The organism is Coxiella endosymbiont of Amblyomma americanum (assembly GCF_000815025.1).
Classification (GTDB): domain Bacteria; phylum Pseudomonadota; class Gammaproteobacteria; order Coxiellales; family Coxiellaceae; genus Coxiella.
The window spans coordinates 1-18049 of the sequence record NZ_CP007541.1 but is presented as its reverse complement, the minus strand read 5'-3'; the positions used below and the strand labels follow the sequence as shown (position 1 = coordinate 18049).

Here is an 18049-nt window from a genome sequence, read left to right as displayed (position 1 = left end):
AACACATGACTAAGACGATGCAATTGGAAATAGTTTCACCTAAAGAAGCTATATTTAGTGGAAGCATTAAGAAAATTATCGTTACAGGCAGTATGGGTGAGCTAGGCATTTATCCGGGCCATTGTCAACTCCTAACCTCTTTAAAGCCTGGACAAATTAGCATAACTATGGAAAATAATAAAGAAGAAATGTTTTATATATCTGGTGGGATCTTGGAAGTTCAGCCTAAAATGGCAACTGTTTTAGCAGATACTATTTTTCGGGCTAATGATCTTGATGAAGCCATAGCAATTGCTGTTAAAGCGAAAGCGGAACAAAAATTACGTGAAAGAAAATCAGATATTGAATATTCACTTGCAATAAAAGAATTAGTAGAAGTCTCTGCTCAATTGCGTGTTATTCAAATGATGCGTCACAAATATATGAAAAATAAAAAAATATAAGAATATTGTTCTATTATGAAATTAGATGTCGTTATTTTGGCAGCAGGGAAAGGTGATCGCATGATGTCGAGCGTTCCTAAGGTTTTACATCGTTTAGGAGGGATTGCACTGTTGGAGCGTGTAGTGAGAACTGCACGAACTTTAAATGCCGATGCAATTTATGTCGTTTACAGTGATGACATTAATGGTGCATTGGTCCGAGAACAATTAGACTATCTGTCTGTTAATTGGATTAAACAAAAAGAACAATTAGGAACAGGTCACGCTTTATTACAGGCTATCCCTTTTTGTTGTAGAGAAAATCAACTTCTTGTTCTATATGGAGATGTTCCACTCGTTGCTTCACAAACACTTATGGATTTATTGCGCAATACACCTTCCGACGGGTTAGGATTAGTCGTCGCTAAACTGCCAGACCCCCATGGTTTTGGTCGTATTATTCGTGATACAAATGGAAATATCACCAATGTTGTTGAACATAAAGACGCAAACGATCAACAACGAGAAATATGCGAAATTAATTCTGGTATTCTAACTGCTTCAACAAAGAATTTAACAAGCTGGCTATATAAGTTAACTAATGATAATTGTCAAAAAGAATACTATCTTACAGCTACAATAGCTTTAGCAGTAGCAATAGGTTGTGCTATAAAGGGTATCTATCCGTCTTCTTCTTACAAAGAAGTACAAGGAGTCAATAACCGTTGGGAACTGGTGCATTTAGAACGTTATTATCAATATTTAACAGCTAAGAAATTAGCTTTAACTGGAGTAACAATCGTTGATCCCAATCGAATTGATATTCGAGGAGAAAATGTTCATCTTAGTCAAGATGTTTTTATTGATATTAATGTTATTTTGGAAGGAGAGATTAGAGTAGGAACTAATGTCAAACTTGGTCCAAACGTTATTATAAAAAATACTACAATTGGCGATAATACAGAAATTTATGCAAATAGTGTTATAGAAGGTGCGTGTATTGCAGATCATTGTAGTATCGGTCCATTTGCTCGTATTCGGCCCTGCAGCGTTTTAAAAAGTGGATCTAGAGTGGGAAATTTTGTGGAAATGAAAAAAACAATTTTAGGCTCTAAAAGTAAAGCTAATCATTTAGCCTATCTCGGTAATGCCTTTGTCGGAAAAAATGTTAATATTGGCGCAGGAACTATTACTTGCAATTACGATGGAATAAGTAAGTGGGAAACAAAAATTGAAGATAATGCTTTTATTGGGTCAAATACTTCTCTTATCGCTCCATTAATCGTAGGAAAAGGAGCTACCATCGGAGCTGGGTCTACAATTACTAAAGATGTTCCATCTCACCAATTAATCTTAGCTCGTGAACGTCAACGCGCTATTAGAAGTTGGATTCGACCAAAAAAGAAAATTTCTATAACAAAAAAGACATAACCCAACCAACCATATGATTAAATAAAGAAATTAGGTATTTTTACAGGCTGCCTATTTTCTTTAGATAAATAAGCAATAAAGATACTGCTACTGGAGTAACACCAGGAATACGTTTTGCTTGTGCCACTGTCGAAGGCTGAACTTCTAATAGTTTTTGCCGTATCTCACTAGATAAACCAGAAATTTCATTGTAATCTACTGTGCTAGGGATTTTTGCTGCCTCGTTTTTTTTCTGACGAATAACTTCCTTGTGTTGTCGAGTTAGATACCCTGAGTATTTTGCTTGAATCTCAATTTGTTCAGCTGCCGTAATGTCTGAAACTCCTGGTCCTAGACTTTTGATATTCATCAATTGAGAATAAGTAACCTCCGATCGCTGTAAGAGATCCAATATACAACAGTCTTTTTCTATTAATGTTTTCTGAAAACGTGTATTAACAGCTTTTGCAACAACTGTATTTGGTCTAATCCAGTACTTCCTTAATCTTTCTTGTTCATTTACAATCATTGCTTTTTTAGATGCAAAAGATTGCCAACGGATGTCATCTACGCATCCCAGTGCTCTTCCTTTCTCAGTTAGTCGTAAGTCAGCATTATCTTGACGCAATAATAACCGGTATTCTGCACGGCTTGTAAACATGCGATATGGTTCTCTAGTACCTTGAGTGATAAGATCATCTATTAAAACTCCGATATACGCTTCGCTACGATCAGGTATCCAAGGCTTACGTCCTTGTATCCGTAAAGCAGCATTAATTCCGGCAACAATTCCCTGTGCTGCTGCTTCTTCATAACCTGTAGTACCATTTATTTGTCCTGCAAAATAAAGTCCAGCTAAGCATTTTGTCTCTAAAGAAGAAGTTAAATCACGTGGATCGAAATAATCATATTCTATAGCGTAACCTGGACGAGTAATATGACAGTTTTCTAATCCTCTTATACTGCGGATAAAATTCAATTGAACATCAAAATCAAGACTTGTAGAAATTCCATTAGGATAAATCTCCATGGTATTCAATCCTTCTGGCTCTAAAAAGACTTGATGTGAAAGGCGATTTTGAAAGAAAACTATTTTATCTTCAATAGAAGGACAATATCGCGGTCCTTTTCCCTGAATCGTTCCTAAAAAAACAGGCGAAGTTTTTAATCCAGAACGAATGATACTATGAGTCTTTTCATTAGTATGTGTAATGAAACAAGAAACTTGCTGTGGGTGATCATTTACTTTTCCACAATATGACATTACCGGTATAGGTCGATCACTAATTTGTTCTTCAAGTTGAGAAAAATTAATAGTTCGTCCATCTATTCTCGGAGGTGTTCCTGTTTTAAGTCGTGCCACTCGGAAGCCCATATTTCTTAATCTTTGAGCAAGAGTAATAGAAGAAAGATCACCTACACGACCTCCGCTGTAATTTTTCATGCCGATATGAATTTTCCCGCCTAAAAAAGTTCCTACAGTTAGTATAACCACCGGTGCATAAAAATGCTGACCCATTTGGGTAATAATACCGTGTATTTGATTACATTTTTCAATAAGATCAACTACTGTTTGTTGGAATAACCAAAGATTTTTTTGATTCTCTAATGTTTGGCGAATCACTGTTTTATAGAGTACTCGATCAACTTGTGCTCTCGTTGCACGAACAGCTGATCCCTTACTTGCATTAAGAGTATGAAAATGGATTCCAGATTTATCAGCTGCGTAACCCATGATCCCACCGAGGGCATCGATTTCTTTAACCAATTGTGTTTTCCCGATCCCTCCAATCGCAGGGTTACAGGACATTTGACCTAGTGTTTCGATGTTGTGAGTCAGTAAAAGAGTTTGAACGCCTATGCGGGCAGCTGCCAGAGCCGCTTCAGTGCCAGCATGCCCACCTCCAACTACGATCACGTCAAATTTTCGAATACCACTTTGCATCGGGAAATTGTAACACGGTTCGTTTAAAGCAATGAACATTTATTTTCCGATGCAAAATTCAGAAAATATTTTTCTAAGCAAATCATCAGACGAGAATTCACCAGTAATCTCTGCCAATGTTTTCTGAGCTTGTAAAAGTTCCTCTGCTATAAGTTCCACATTCTTCCGTGTCAATTGCTCATATGCATTTTTCAGATAGACAATACTTTTTCTAATAGAATCACAATGACGATTTCTAGCAATAAGACTATTTTCATTTGTCGTTTCGAATCCAGCAATTTCTTTTAAGTGTTCTTTCAAAATTTCGATACCAGAATTAGTTTTAACTGAAAGTTTAATTCGCGTATAATCGCTTTTTTCTTTAGAAGGTTGTTTTCCTATCAAATCAATTTTGTTTTCTACAATAGTAATTGGAATATGACTTTTCTCTTTTGAAAAAAGTTCAGTCATTATATCTCTAATACTTCCTTTCGTAACTTGTGTAATATCTACCATGAGCAAAATAAGATCTACTTGTTCAACGGCTTTTTTAGTTCGTCTAATACCTTCTTTTTCTACAATATTTTTAGTGATTTGTAGTCCAGCTGTATCTAGTAAGTGAATTGGCATTCCATCAATATGAATAAAAGCATGTAAGATATCTCGAGTAGTGCCTGGAATATTTGTAACAATTGCTATTTCTCTTCCACTTAGTAGATTTAAAAGACTAGATTTGCCTACGTTAGGTTTTCCAGCTATCATGACGGTAATACCTTCTTGTAAAAGTACTCCTTGTTGCACTATTTTGTGAATTTCCTGTATTTTTTTTAATAGTTTTTCTAAATTCTCTTTGAGAATACTATTTGTCAGAAAATCAATTTTTTCTTCCGGAAAGTCGATAGCTGTTTCGACATGCATGCGCATTTCAATCAAATCATTTACTACTGTTCGAATTTTCGAAGAAAATTCTCCTTGAAGAGATCGCATAGCTGAACGCGCTGCCTGCTTTGAGGTAGCATTAATTAAATCCGCAATAGCTTCAGCTTGAACTAAATCGATTTTTTTATTTAAAAATGCTCTTTCAGAAAACTCTCCAGGGTGTGCTAATCGAGCCCCTGATTTTATAATATTCTTTAATAGTTGATCCATGACTACCGATCCTCCGTGTCCATGTAATTCTAGTACATCCTCTCCAGTAAAAGAACGTGGTTTAGGAAAATATAAAGCTATCCCTTCGTCAATGATAGAGCCATTACAGTCCTTAAATGTGCTCAAAGTAGCATATCTTGGTTTTGGAATAAAACCTATTACTTTTTTAGCAATAAGAGGGGTATTCAATCCTGAAACTCGAATAATACCTATTCCACCTCGACCTACAGGAGTTGCCAATGCAACAATAGTTTCATTATGCAATACAATCATAACTAAAAGACAGTAATCCCTGTTGCACAATATTTTATTGAAATAACTCTATAGTTCTTACATTTTGAGATTAATATAGAAAAATGAGAAACCAGAATACAAAAAGTACGATTAAACTTATTACTTCTTTCGCTCACAACTAATTTTTAATTTTTCTCTGTTTTTTTGATTTAAATAAGTGCTATAAATAAACCATTGTTGTAAAGTTTGTATACAGTTGTTAACTAACCAATATAATACAAGTCCAGAAGGAAAATTTATAAAAAATAAAGTAAAAACTACAGGAAAAATCCATATTATTTTTTGTGGAGTAGGATCTGGAGAGACAAGTGAAAATCGTTGCTGTAATATCATACTTAATCCCATTAAGACAGGAAGAATGTAATAAGGATCTTTTATAGATAAATCGTGAATCCAAAAAATAAAAGGTGCTTGTCTTAACTCTATACTTTCCATAATTACATAATAAAAAGCAATGAAAACTGGAATCTGAATTAACATAGGCAGATAACCACCTAATGGATTAATTTTTTCTTTACGATACAGTTCTATAGTAGCTTGACTTAGTGATTTCCGATCATTGCCGTAACGCTCTTTTAGCGCTTGCAAACGAGGCCGAATTTCATGTATTCGGATCATTGATCGAAAACTTTTTGCAGAAAACCAATAGAAAGCAATTTTAATAAAGGTTGTCGTTAAAACGATGGTCCATCCCCAATTTTTAACTATGACATGTATAGCGTTCATAATGCGGAATAATAAGTCAGAAATTGGCCATAACCATCCATAATCGACAGTTCTGTCTAAACCTGGCGCCAATGTTTTTAGTCGTGACACCACCTCAGGACCAACATAAAACGTTATATGACTATTAACTATTTTGTTTGAAGCTATACACATTTGAGGACTGACAAAACCAATAACGTAAATATTATCAGTACCAACTAGAGGAATTACGTGACTATAATAACGATAAGCAAGACCTGAGTCATTAGGAATCCAAGCACTTAAGAAATAACGCTGTTGCATGGCAATCCAACCACCTTTTATAGCACAATTATAATCTTTTTTGTCCATCATTCTATAGGTAACTTTTTCGTAAAGCGTTTGTGGACTAGAGATGGCCGCGCCACTATAGTTCCTAACATAAAAATGATGATGTGTGATTTTTGGTTCTCGTCGAGAAATTTGAGTATATATATTTCCTTTCCAAGGCTTATTTGAGGAATTATATATTTGATAAGCAATTTGAGCTGCATAACTATTACGATAGAAAGTATAGGTTTTTATAATGTATAAGCCATCAAACGCTCGATTTGTTAATCGAATAACCAATCTATTCTGCTTATTAGTCAACTGATACAAGTTCCTTTTTACTGTATAGTGACAAGGAATCTTCCCTTTTAAATCCATTAAGTTACTTTGCGCAACATAAAGGCACCTAATATCACTGCTTAAAATTTGTATTGCCTTTTGTTTTTGCTTTTCTCTCGCTGATCCCAAATATTTAATTAGCTTAGCTGATACAATGTCTCCTCTCTGAGAATCAATCACTAGTTTTAAAACGTCTGTTTTAATAGTCACCAAGTCATCCTTTTTACTTTCCTTATAAGTTTTTCTTTTGGAAATATTACATACGTTATTCTTAATTAACTTTTTAGTACTGCTAGAAAAAGCTGATGGAATATAATCTATCGATGTTTTTTTATTCTTCAACTCTACTGCAACTTCTGATCTTAAGTTCTTTTTAAAAGTCACTGGATAATCACGCGTCCAAGAATCGAAAATTGCAATAGCCAAAAGAGCAATAATGACGTATAAAATTGCTCTCTTAATTTCCATGCATTTCGCTATTTGTAATTGTAAAATTAAACGCGGATACCCACGCTACACGAAACCAGAAAACGATGAAGATCACTTTAAAACCCTTATTTTGTCTGTATTTTTTAAAGAATTCTTTAAATTTCAGCGTATGTTTTTCGGATTTTGCATGTGATTAATCGTCGAAATAACTGACTTACACACGCGTGCAATACTTTTTTACTTGCTTTTTTTGATTGAGCCTTTGCTATAAAAACAATATCTAACGGAGGTAGGCAATACTTCAAAATACGAAAATTCTCTTTTACTATCCTTCTAACACAGCTTCGCGTTGTTGCTTTCTTTAAACTTTTTTTACCAGCCACAACTCCCAAACGTGGATAACCAAAATTGTTATTTTGATAATAAAACAAGTAATAATGTCCAGAAAAAAACTGATGTCCAGAGTACACATTCTGAAATTCAGTCGTAGTACGTATTCTATAATTTTTTGAGAAACCACTACTCAATTCTAATCAACTACTAAACGCTTTCTATTTTTTTTTCTACGCCGATTCAATATTTGTCTACCATTCTTAGTAGACATTCTTTTCCGAAACCCACTTGTCCTGCTTCGTTTCAGTTTACTAGGTTGATAAGTCCGTTTCATTGTACTCAATCAAGATAAAACCATGGAACTGCTTATTATAAATCTAGAGATAAATTTTGTCAATCATTAACCTGTTGAGTTATCAATGGTTTATAATTTTGTGTTTAAAATGAACTAAACTGTCACAACGCATTAACTAAATAAAATTTTAGGATAAATAGACAAGAAATTTTTTAAAAATTAAGACAATAAAGAAAAATCAGCTATTTTCATAAATAACTGCTTCAGAGCAATTAGTATTGCTAATCGATTATCACGTCTTTTTTTGTCGTCTATCATTATCATGACATTGTTAAAGAACGCATGGATAAGATCTTTTAGTTGTATTAATTCGAGTAGAGCTTTTTTATAGTGCGTTTCTTTATACAGATTATTCACTGATTGAATATGAATCTTTAATTCTTCGACTAATTTACGGTCTGCATCAGAGTCAAATGCAGACAAATCAATTTGATCAATTGTTATTCTAACCGATGTATTTTTTAAAATATTGCTTACTCGTTTGTGTATGGTTGTTAAGATATTTGCTCCAGGAAGGGTTTGAAAGTATTGTAAAGCCTTGATACGCAGATCAAAATCAAGTAGAGTCGTACAACGAATGGAAAGTACAGCTGACAAAATGTTTGAAGGTACATTCTTTTCAAGGTACCAAGAACGAAGGCGTTCAATAATAAAATTAAAAGACCAAATAGTTACATTCTTATTTGGTAGAAGATCATTGTAATTTTCTTCCGTTCTTCTTAATAACATTAATAAACTAAGTGGTAATCTTTTCTCAATTAAAAGACGTACAATGCCAAAAGCCACACGACGCAAGGCAAATGGATCTTTATTTCCCGCAGGACATTTATTAATACCAATTATACCAATAAGCGTGTCTAAACGATCTGCAAGAGCAATACAAGTACCTTCTAAATTTTTTGGGAGATTATCTTTAGAAGATCGGGGTAAATAATGGTCTCTAATAGCTTGAGCAACAGTTTTAGTTTCTTTATTATATAGGGCGTAGTAATACCCCATAACGCCTCGTAAATTTGGAAATTCACAGACTGTTTTGCTCACTAAATCGCATTTAGATAAAAGCGCTGCTCTTTTGGTTAGTTCTTCGTTAGCTGCAATTTTATTAGCAATAAGCACGGAAAGTTTAGATATACGGGTAGTTTTTTCTAACAGTGTTCCTAATTGTTTTTGGAAAATGATTCCCGACAGTTTAGATAAACGATCTTTAGGTAAGATTTTAAAGTCATTGTGATAAAAAAATGCAGCGTCTGATAATCTTGAATTTATAACTCGTTCATTTCCTGAAATAACGCATTTAGGATCCTTGCTTTCGATGTTACTAATGAGAACAAAATAAGGTAGTAAATTACCTTTCTCGTTCTTTATAGGAAAGCATCGTTGATAAACTTGCATTGTAGTAACTAATATCTCGGGAGGTAGTTTCAAAAATTCTATTTTAAAATGTCCTAATAACGCTGTAGGCCATTCGACCATTCCAGTTACCTCTTTTAGAAGTTTTTCATCAACTATGGCTTCTCCTTTTAAAGATGCCGATTTTTTAACTAGTTCACGGATTTTTTCACATCGCTTATTAAAATCAACGATAACCATTCTACGATTCAGTAATCTTTGATAATCACGAGGTTGAGTGATAGAAATAGCATGCGGATAATGAAAGCGATGTCCAAATGTATTACATGTTGCAACATGGCCAAAAATACTCACCGGTACGACTTCTCTACCTAAAAGCACCATTATCCAATGGACAGGACGTACAAAATATTCAGAATTTTTTCCCCAGCGCATTGTTCTAGAAATAGCAAGATTTTTTATAGTAGATTGAATAATTTTCGGTAATAATTCATAAGTAGTTTTATTTGGTTGTGCCATGTGCCAAACAACAAAAGTCCCTTGTTCTGTCTTTTTTGTTTGAAGCTGATTTATTGGAACACCACAAGAGCGCGCGAATCCTAAACAAGCTGTCGTAGGAGTACCATCTTTTTTAAAAGCTAATTTTACGTTTGGACCTATGCGTTCTACAGTGGAAGAGTTCTGTCTCGATGTTAGTTTATTTACTAAAATTGCTAGTCGTCTAGGAGTTGCATAATGATGTATAGACTCAAACGAGAGCATGAATTTTTCTATCTCTCTTTTAACATTTTGAGATAGGGAACGCGATAATACTTCCAAAATATGCGGAGGTAATTCTTCACAACCAATTTCTAATAAAAAATCTTTAGTGACCACTACGTGCTTCCACTTTTAACATCGGAAAATTCAGTCTTTTTCTTTCGGAGTAATACGCCTTAGCTACCGTATGTGATAGCTGTCTTATGCGTAAGATATAACGCCTACGTTCAACAGCTGAAATAGCTTGTCTAGCATCCAGAAGATTAAATGTATGGGAAGCTTTCAATACCATTTCATAGGCTACTAAGGGAATTTTAACATTAATTAATCGATTGGCCTCTCTTTCATAAAAATCAAAATGCTTAAAAAGCGTACCTATATCAGCATGTTCAAAATTATAAGCAGACATTTCAAATTCATTTTGATGAAAAATTTGACCATAAGTAATAGGCCCATAGGGCCCTTCCGTCCAAATCAAGTCAAACACGTTGTCTACTCCTTGAAGAAACGTAGACAATCGCTCCAATCCATAAGTTATTTCCCCAGTGACCGGATTGCATAGAAGACCGCCTACTTGTTGAAAATAAGTAAATTGGGTAATTTCCATACCATCTTGCCAAACCTCCCATCCCACTCCCCAAGAACCTAATGTTGGGGCTTCCCAATTATCTTCTATAAAACGAATGTCATGAATTAGAGGGTCGATACCTAAAGCTTTTAATGATTCAAGATAAAGTTCTTGTATATTATCTGGTGGTGGTTTTAAAATAACTTGATATTGATAGTAGTATTGGGTGCGATTAGGACTTTTTCCGTATCGACTGTCAACAGGTCTTCTAACAGGTTGCACATAAGCAGTTCTCCAGGGTTCAGGTCCGATTGCTCGCAAAAAAGTAGCGGGATGAAAGGTGCCTGCTCCTATTTCAAGATCGAAAGGTTGAAGTAAAATGCAACCTTGCCGGTCCCAATATTCATGCAAGATAAACATAGTTTTCTGGAAATTAATTCGTCGCGGTGACTTCATACAACTGAAATAAACAAAGACCAGCAACCACAGTAAACTGCCTTTTTAATTTTATGATACTGAAGAAGACAAAAAATAACACAACACTCGATTAGTTTCATCATCTGCTGCTTTTATCTTTAAATTATTACCCAGGAAGATACGGGAAAACTTGGACTCTAAATAACAAAAAACGACATAAAAAACGAAATTTTCATTAAATGTCCCCTTATTAAAAACAGTAAAAAAGAAGCTATAATTAAACAGTCATGGCTTCACGGATTTTTTGCATAGCATTTTTTTCCAGTTGACGAATACGTTCCGCCGAAATATTATATTTTTCCGCTAATACATTTAGAGTCAGTTTTTGTTCATTTAACCAACGTTGATGAAGAATATCTTGACTGCGTGCATCTAAAGTTTGTAGTGCTTTATGTAGCCGTTGTTCTTGATCTTCCGACCAATTACTTCGTTCTAATTGTAAAGCGGGATTATAGCGTTTGTCTTCTAAATAATGAGCTGGCGCTCCCCATCCTCCTGTATTTCCACTATAGCTTTCATCGTCAATACTATCAAAAGCAGTACCATCGAAAGCTTCATCATGACTATTAAGTCTTTCTTCCATTTGTCGTACATCCCTAGTATTCACATTAAGTTCTTCAGCTAAAACCGCTACTTCACGATCACTAAACCATCCGCGCTTTTTTGCGTGTTTTCTTAGATTAAAAAAGAGCTTTCTTTGCGCTTTAGTGGTAGCAATTTTAACAATACGCCAATTTTTAAGAATAAATTCATGAATTTCGGCACGAATCCAATGAATAGCAAAAGACACTAAGCGAACTCCCATTTTAGGATCAAATCGTCTTACTGCTTTCATTAATCCAATATTTCCTTCCTGGATCAAATCTGATTGAGATAGGCCATAACCTGTATATCTTCGAGCAATTCGAACTACAAATCGAAGATGAGACAGTATGAGCTCTCTGGCCGATGCCAAATCATGTTTTTTTTGGAACTGAATAGAAAGTCTACGTTCTTCTTCAACGCTTAACATTGGGATACGATTCACCCAACTAATATAACTACCTAAATTTCCAATTGCTAGTGACTGTTCTTCTACTTGTGTTAATAAATTATTCATAAAATATGACTTTTATTTAAACCGCGTGAATTCCAATTTTAACACTTTTTTTGAAAAAGTACCACATAATTCAAGTTCCTTCTATTCAAATTTTTTATTAGTTGAAAATTCTTATTGTCTAAAGCAGCATTAATTTATAAAGTTGTTTTAATATTTCTCACTGTGAATTTGATTAAAGAAACTACTAGGAAACAAACTAACTAGTTCAATTTTGTATATGTTTGTTTATTGTTTAAGAAGAATAAAGAAAAACTAAAAAAGATTTTTCTTTCATTGTACTCTCGGCAATTGATATATTTTAAGATTTTACTAATTTAATTCTAAATGATAACAATACTCTTATATCTAATTAATAATAAAAACTCCCTATTTTACGCGTTATAATCTCATTCACCTTTACCTTTTCAAAACTATTTATTGTATTATTACGTATAAAGTTACATATCAAAATTTAGATAATACGCTGTGGTTCAGTATTTACAAGGAAAAGTGAGGATTACCGGTGGAAAATGGAAAGGTAGAAAAGTTACTTTTTTTTCTCTTCCAGGACTGCGACCTACTACAAACCGTATTCGAGAAACTTTATTTAATTGGTTACTCCCTTATTTAAAAGACTCTTATTGTTTGGATTTATTTGCAGGTAGTGGAATATTAGGATTTGAAGCGCTTTCTCGAGGGTGTGCTCACAATACTTTCGTTGATCATTCAAAAATTGTCATTGATACTCTAAAGAAAAATGTTGAGGTTTTGAATACAACAAATGTTGCATTTGTTCATGGGAGATTTCCATATAATATCCAGAAAATAAGAAATTCTTATTTTAACATTGTTTTCCTTGACCCACCTTTTTACCGTGGATTTATTAATCAAGTTTTTCCATGGTTGGAAAAGAGTAATATTCTCACTTCTAGAGCTTATATTTACGTTGAAGTTGAAAAAAATATACCACTACTACTTCCAGACAATTGGGAAAGTTATCGCGAAAACAAAACCCACAATTTATTTTACGGATTGTTTTTTCGTTATAAAAAATAATTTATGATATTAAACGTCGTATTAGTTTGGTATTTTAAAATTCTTTATCGCAATCAAAAAAGTAATACTCACTAATTTTAGTGAGAGCAATTAGAAATTGATTAATATAGATGAAAAATAAAAAACGTGTAAGAAACTTTGCATAACAGCCAGATTTTTTAAAAGTTTTAGGTCTTATATATAAAACAACGTAATTGCTTTAGAATATTCTCATAAAAGGAAAGCATTAAAAATTCTTATTTAAGAAAACGCTCCTTGGTTTATATGTCTAAATTCTCGACAGACAGCGCGTGTTGCTCAATAAAAACTCGACGAGGCTCAACTTGATCTCCCATTAAAACAGTGAACATTTCATTCGCTATTACAGCATCTGTTATATTAATAGATAAAAGACGACGGGTTGCGGGATTCATAGTAGTGTCCCATAACTGTTCGGGATTCATTTCTCCTAAACCTTTATAACGCTGAATTGTTAACTCCTTTTTTCCTTCTTCAACAAGCCAATGTAATGCTTCTTTAAAAGAACCTACTTTTTGCTGTCTCTTATTGTGTTTCTTTACATAAGCTCCTGTTTTAATAAGATTAGACGTCACTTTATATAAATTTATAATATGACGATAATCAGAACATCTAAACAGACTTTGATCAAAAATATATTCTTTTGTAACGCCATGATTTGTAATAAAAAGGAGAGGAAAGTACAGCGCGTGTTTTTCATCTTTTGTTATAGAAAGATGATAGCAAACATCTGATTTCATTTTTTGTATAGAAAGTTTTTTTTCTAATTCTTCTATCCAAATATTCACTTGAGATTTATTATCAAGTTGTTCTATTGTTAGTGGAGGAATTTCTAGTAAATGCTCTAAAACAGCGGATGGATAACGTTTACTCAAACGTTGAATACCTTTCGCAGTAGTCCAATAACAAGAAGCTAATTTTTTTAATGTACGTTTCTTCATAGCAGGAGTATTAGGCCCTACATAAAGTTCAGCATCCTCTAAAGCTAATTGAAATAACAAAGCATCGAGTGTCAAACTATCTTTTACATACTGTTCTTTCGTGTTTTTCTTAACTTTGTATAAAGGGGGTTGAGCAATATAAATATGATTGCGTTCAATTAAAGCTGGCATTTGTCGATAAAAAAAAGTGAGCAAAAGAGTACGTATATGCGAACCATCAATATCTGCATCGGTCATCATGATGATGCGATGGTAACGCAATTTGTCGGGATTAAAATCTTCTTGCCCAATACCACAACCAAGTGCGGTGATTAACGCACTGATTTCAGTAGAAGACAGAATTTTATCAAATCGAGATTTTTCTACATTAAGAATTTTACCTTTCAAAGGTAAGATAGCCTGATAGCGGCGGTCTCGAGCTTGTTTAGCCGAGCCACCAGCTGAATCCCCTTCAACTAGAAATAATTCACATAGGGTTGGATCTTTTTCTTGACAATCGGCTAGCTTTCCAGGCAATCCTCCTAAATCAAGTATATTTTTTCGTCGCACTATATCACGTACTTTACGCGCCGCTTCCCTAGCCCGCGCTGCCTCGATAACTTTTAGAGAAATAGCGCGAGCTTGTTTTGGATGTTCTAATAGATAATCACGAAATTTTTTAGTCATTGCGCTTTCAACTGCGGATTTAACTTCAGAAGATACTAGTTTATCTTTTGTTTGCGATGAGAATTTTGGATCAGGCACTTTAACAGAGAGCACAGCTGTTAACCCTTCTCTAGCATCATCACCAGTTATAGACACTCTACTTTTTTTAATCATTCCCTTACTTTCAACATAATTGTTAAGTGCTCTGGTTAAAGCAGATCGAAATCCAGCTAAATGAGTCCCTCCATCGCCTTGAGGAATATTATTGGTAAAACAAAAAATATTTTCTTGAAATCCGTCATGCCATTGCATCGCTATTTCTACAGTAATATCTCTTTCTTCAGAAAGAGAATAGAAAATATCTGAGTGAATGAGGTTTTTTTTATTATTGAGATACGCAACGAAAGCCCTCAAACCTCCTTCATATTTAAATATATTTCTTTTTCCACTTCGCTCATCGAAAAGTTCGATATGTACTCCTAAATTTAAAAAAGAAAGTTCACGAAGCCGTTTTTCTAAGATTTCATAATGGAATCTGGTACTACTGAAAATAGCAGCACTTGGTTTAAAACGAATTTCTGTCCCAGTCTTATTAGTATTTCCTATTTTTTTTAATGGAGCTTGAGGATTGCCCATCTTATACAATTGATAATAAATATTACCGTTTTGACAGATGGTCATATGTAATTCTTCCGCAAGGGCATTTACTACTGAAACACCAACACCGTGAAGCCCTCCAGATACCTTATAAACATCCTTATCGAATTTTCCGCCTGCATGTAGAGTTGTCATAATAACTTCTGCAGCTGAAAGACCCTCTCCCATATGTACTCCCGTAGGAATTCCACGTCCGTTATCACGAACCGTAACAAATCCATCGGTGTGAATAATTACTAAAATACAAGTACAAAAACCGGCAAGGGCTTCATCAATAGAGTTATCAACGACTTCGAACACCATACGATGCAATCCAGAGCCATCATCTGTATCTCCAATATACATCCCTGGGCGTTTGCGAACTGCATCTAATCCCTTAAGAACTTTAATTGTTGAAGAATTATATTCTCGAAAAGTCATCGTATTCATTTTTGTTATAAACTCCAATTTAGATAGAATTAATTTCTTATTTTAAAAAGGAGCGATGATTTTATCATACAAAAATCAATAGTAGTTTTTATGTTTATTATTTTCAAGTAATGTGCCAATAAAGAAAAATATTTGTAAATCCATAAAAATAATAATATCAGATTCGGTATCGCTAAGTTGAACATACAAATTTTGCGGGATAAATAGATCCGTGTTTCACGTGAAATACTACGCTACTGTTCGGAATTATAATTTCCTGAGCGCTCGTGCCTGTAACGAACACTTGAGATTGTAATTGAGTTAATAAATCAATTACCCGACGGCGTTTCTTAATATCTAATTCAGCTACTAAGTCATCGATTAAATAGATCGGAGAAATCTTAGTTTTACCTTGAAAAAAAAGTCCTTTCGAAAGGTAAAGTGCATAAGTAACAAGTTTTTGTTGCCCTTGAGACAAAACATCTTGAGCCGGAAGTTCACGAATTAAAAGACGAAAATCAGCACGCTGTGGTCCAATCTGAGTATAACCACGTTGTAAATCCATTTTAAAATTAGACCGTAGTTGTTGTAATAAAGATTGTTTTGCTTGCCAACCTGGATAATAAGAAGGAAGAATAATTATATTAGGCAAAAAATGTTTTAGTACTCGAACAAAAATAATACTGAATTCCGAAATAATATCTTTTCGTAACATATGAATTTGTTGAGCATCTTCATATAACATTTGATCCCATTGAGTAATTTCATCAAAAGGCAGTCGTAACTTAAGAGCTGCATTGCGCTGTTTTAACAAGCGATGAAAGCGTTTCCAGATGGGAAAAAAATTAGGTTCTATGTGGAACAATAGCCAATCTAAAAATTGACGACGAATCTTTGGTCCATCCAAAAGAAAACGATGACTCGTTATTCCTAATAAACACAGCGGTAGCTGTTTTGCTAATATGGCCCAATGAAAAATTTCCTTACCATTAATTTTCAAACGACAATCTCCTGATCGATATTGTTCAATTCCAATGGAAGTGAGTTGTTTTTTTTCTTCAATAGTAGTAAATATAGTGAAAGAATCGGTAGTATGCTGAACGAGCCGTCGATTAAGATGAGTACGAAAAGACCGTTTAACTCCTAAAAAATAAATTGACTCCAGTAAACTGGTTTTTCCAGAACCATTCAAACCAAAGAAAAAATTAAACCCAGAAGAAGGTACAATGGCTATTTCCTGCAAATTTCTAAACTTATGAATTTTCAATAATGCAATTTTAGGCATACAACTAAAGTCGCATAGGCATAATGACAAAAGCGCTATCTATTTTATTTTCTGTACTATCAGTAATTAATACACCACTGTTTGAATTAGAAAAAGTTAATGTAATGTTTCCACGATTAACGACATGTAAAATATCGAGTAAATAATTCACATTAAATCCAATATCTAATGTTTCTTCTTGCATATAATTAATCTCAAGCTCCTCTTCAGACTTTTCCTGCTCAAGACTATGGGATAAAATACGCAACAATCCACGGTGAATTTCAAAACGTATACCTTTAAACTTTTCATTACATAGAATAGCCATTCGGCTAATAGCCTGCTTCAGGAGATCTCGATCAGCATCAAATTGTTTATTACCATTTTTTGGAATAACACATTCGTAATCCGGAAAACGACCTTCAATTAATTTAGAAGTAAAAGTAAAATCTGCAGTAGAAACACATATATGATTACTCCCAATCATTAATACAGCCAAATCTTTTTTATTTACAAGAAGACGCAATAACTCGACGACCCCTTTTCGAGGCAGGATAACTTGTAATCTCTGTTCAACAATGGCAGAGCCAACTTCTAAAGTGATTACTGCAAGACGATGACCATCGGTAGCTACTGCGCGTAGTTTAGTAGTATATACTTCAAGAAGCAAGCCATTTAAATAATACCGCACATCGTTATATGCTATAGCAAAGGAAGTTTTTCGTAATAAACAATACAATGCATACTGAGGTACAACTAATTGGAAACGATACTTTATCTTTTCCATAGTGGGAAAAACATCAGCCGGTAAAGTAGATAATACGAAACGACTTTGACCTGAACGCAATGTAATGCTCTCTTTATTTTGAAATAACTCAATAGATGCTCTTTCCGGGAGAGCTCGACATATATCCATTAATTTTTTCCCTGGTAACGTTAACCGACAAGATCCAAAGCTTTCACTATCTAACCTTATTTTTCCGCTTAATTCTACTTCTAGATCTGTACCTATAACAGAAAGTTGATTATTTTCAGCAGAGAGTAACACGTTAGAAAGAATAGACATTTTTTGCTGTTGTTTACGATCCACAACTCCAATGACTTGCTGTAAAAGCTTTAAAAGCGTTTCTCTTACTAAGTGTAGTTTCATAAACACCTC

14 protein-coding genes are annotated in these 18049 nt (G+C 34.0%); 3 read left to right on the top strand and 11 right to left on the bottom strand.

Annotated elements, in window-relative coordinates; all coding sequences use genetic code 11:
- Positions 1-5 precede the first annotated feature (5 nt).
- Together Z664_RS00065 and glmU are read left to right on the top strand one after the other, a co-directional pair.
- On the top strand, positions 6-443 hold the full coding sequence (locus tag Z664_RS00065; protein ID WP_039669738.1) for a F0F1 ATP synthase subunit epsilon: 438 nt from the start codon (positions 6-8) through the stop codon (positions 441-443).
- 15 nt (positions 444-458) lie between these two features.
- Positions 459-1853 (top strand): bifunctional UDP-N-acetylglucosamine diphosphorylase/glucosamine-1-phosphate N-acetyltransferase GlmU, encoded by a 1395-nt coding sequence (gene glmU, locus Z664_RS00060; RefSeq protein ID WP_039669737.1) that lies wholly within the window; start codon positions 459-461, stop codon positions 1851-1853.
- A 40-nt stretch (positions 1854-1893) separates the two neighbouring features.
- Here the strand turns inward: glmU and mnmG are convergent, their stop codons facing one another.
- The 8 genes from mnmG to rpoH all read right to left on the bottom strand — a co-directional run bounded on the left by mnmG (position 1894) and on the right by rpoH (position 11922).
- Positions 1894-3777, bottom strand: coding sequence for a tRNA uridine-5-carboxymethylaminomethyl(34) synthesis enzyme MnmG (mnmG, locus tag Z664_RS00055; RefSeq protein ID WP_039670158.1), 1884 nt, complete (start codon positions 3775-3777; stop codon positions 1894-1896).
- 39 nt (positions 3778-3816) lie between these two features.
- The gene (mnmE, locus tag Z664_RS00050) at positions 3817-5178 is read right to left on the bottom strand and encodes a tRNA uridine-5-carboxymethylaminomethyl(34) synthesis GTPase MnmE (RefSeq protein WP_039669736.1); all 1362 of its coding nucleotides are present in this window, start codon (positions 5176-5178) and stop codon (positions 3817-3819) included.
- Positions 5179-5298: 120 nt separating this feature from the next.
- Positions 5299-7020: a membrane protein insertase YidC gene (gene yidC, locus Z664_RS00045; protein ID WP_039669735.1), complete on the bottom strand. Its 1722-nt coding sequence runs from the start codon at positions 7018-7020 to the stop codon at positions 5299-5301.
- 116 nt (positions 7021-7136) lie between these two features.
- Entirely contained in the window at positions 7137-7508 is a 372-nt protein-coding gene (gene rnpA / locus Z664_RS00040; RefSeq protein ID WP_052246294.1) for a ribonuclease P protein component, read from the bottom strand.
- Positions 7509-7510: 2 nt separating this feature from the next.
- The gene (gene rpmH, locus Z664_RS03045; protein ID WP_084588717.1) at positions 7511-7648 is read right to left on the bottom strand and encodes a 50S ribosomal protein L34; all 138 of its coding nucleotides are present in this window, start codon (positions 7646-7648) and stop codon (positions 7511-7513) included.
- Positions 7649-7828: 180 nt separating this feature from the next.
- Positions 7829-9895 (bottom strand): glycine--tRNA ligase subunit beta, encoded by a 2067-nt coding sequence (gene glyS, locus Z664_RS00035; protein WP_039669734.1) that lies wholly within the window; start codon positions 9893-9895, stop codon positions 7829-7831.
- The gene (gene glyQ, locus Z664_RS00030) at positions 9885-10802 is read right to left on the bottom strand and encodes a glycine--tRNA ligase subunit alpha (RefSeq protein WP_039669733.1); all 918 of its coding nucleotides are present in this window, start codon (positions 10800-10802) and stop codon (positions 9885-9887) included. Before glyQ ends, glyS begins: the two co-directional genes overlap by 11 nt.
- A gap of 238 nt (positions 10803-11040) precedes the next feature.
- Entirely contained in the window at positions 11041-11922 is an 882-nt protein-coding gene (rpoH, locus tag Z664_RS00025; protein ID WP_039669732.1) for an RNA polymerase sigma factor RpoH, read from the bottom strand.
- Positions 11923-12387: 465 nt separating this feature from the next.
- Here rpoH and rsmD point away from each other — a divergent pair, with 465 nt between their 5' ends.
- Complete coding sequence (gene rsmD, locus Z664_RS00020; protein ID WP_039669731.1) at positions 12388-12957, top strand: 16S rRNA (guanine(966)-N(2))-methyltransferase RsmD; 570 nt, start codon at positions 12388-12390, stop codon at positions 12955-12957.
- Positions 12958-13217: 260 nt separating this feature from the next.
- Here rsmD and gyrB read toward each other — a convergent pair whose 3' ends face one another.
- The 3 genes from gyrB to dnaN form a co-directional block, all read right to left on the bottom strand.
- Positions 13218-15647 carry a DNA topoisomerase (ATP-hydrolyzing) subunit B gene (gene gyrB / locus Z664_RS00015; protein ID WP_052246293.1) on the bottom strand — a complete coding sequence of 810 codons (2430 nt, stop codon included), beginning with the start codon at positions 15645-15647 and terminating at the stop codon, positions 13218-13220.
- Positions 15648-15819: 172 nt separating this feature from the next.
- On the bottom strand, positions 15820-16911 hold the full coding sequence (recF, locus tag Z664_RS00010; RefSeq protein ID WP_039669729.1) for a DNA replication/repair protein RecF: 1092 nt from the start codon (positions 16909-16911) through the stop codon (positions 15820-15822).
- A gap of 4 nt (positions 16912-16915) precedes the next feature.
- Entirely contained in the window at positions 16916-18040 is a 1125-nt protein-coding gene (gene dnaN, locus Z664_RS00005) for a DNA polymerase III subunit beta (RefSeq protein WP_039670156.1), read from the bottom strand.
- Positions 18041-18049: the final 9 nt, after the last annotated feature.

Excerpts from the sequence above, each read along its gene's own strand:
- mnmE (WP_039669736.1), bottom strand. The coding sequence starts at position 5,178 with ATGATTGTATTGCATAATGAAACTATTGTTGCATTGGCAACTCCTGTA.
- mnmG (WP_039670158.1), bottom strand. The coding sequence starts at position 3,777 with ATGCAAAGTGGTATTCGAAAATTTGACGTGATCGTAGTTGGAGGTGGG.
- glyQ (WP_039669733.1), bottom strand. The coding sequence starts at position 10,802 with ATGAAGTCACCGCGACGAATTAATTTCCAGAAAACTATGTTTATCTTG.
- dnaN (WP_039670156.1), bottom strand. The coding sequence starts at position 18,040 with ATGAAACTACACTTAGTAAGAGAAACGCTTTTAAAGCTTTTACAGCAA.
- glmU (WP_039669737.1), top strand. The coding sequence starts at position 459 with ATGAAATTAGATGTCGTTATTTTGGCAGCAGGGAAAGGTGATCGCATG.
- recF (WP_039669729.1), bottom strand. The coding sequence starts at position 16,911 with ATGCCTAAAATTGCATTATTGAAAATTCATAAGTTTAGAAATTTGCAG.
- rpmH (WP_084588717.1), bottom strand. The coding sequence starts at position 7,648 with ATGAAACGGACTTATCAACCTAGTAAACTGAAACGAAGCAGGACAAGT.
- yidC (WP_039669735.1), bottom strand. The coding sequence starts at position 7,020 with ATGGAAATTAAGAGAGCAATTTTATACGTCATTATTGCTCTTTTGGCT.
- Z664_RS00065 (WP_039669738.1), top strand. The coding sequence starts at position 6 with ATGACTAAGACGATGCAATTGGAAATAGTTTCACCTAAAGAAGCTATA.
- rpoH (WP_039669732.1), bottom strand. The coding sequence starts at position 11,922 with ATGAATAATTTATTAACACAAGTAGAAGAACAGTCACTAGCAATTGGA.
- gyrB (WP_052246293.1), bottom strand. The coding sequence starts at position 15,647 with ATGAATACGATGACTTTTCGAGAATATAATTCTTCAACAATTAAAGTT.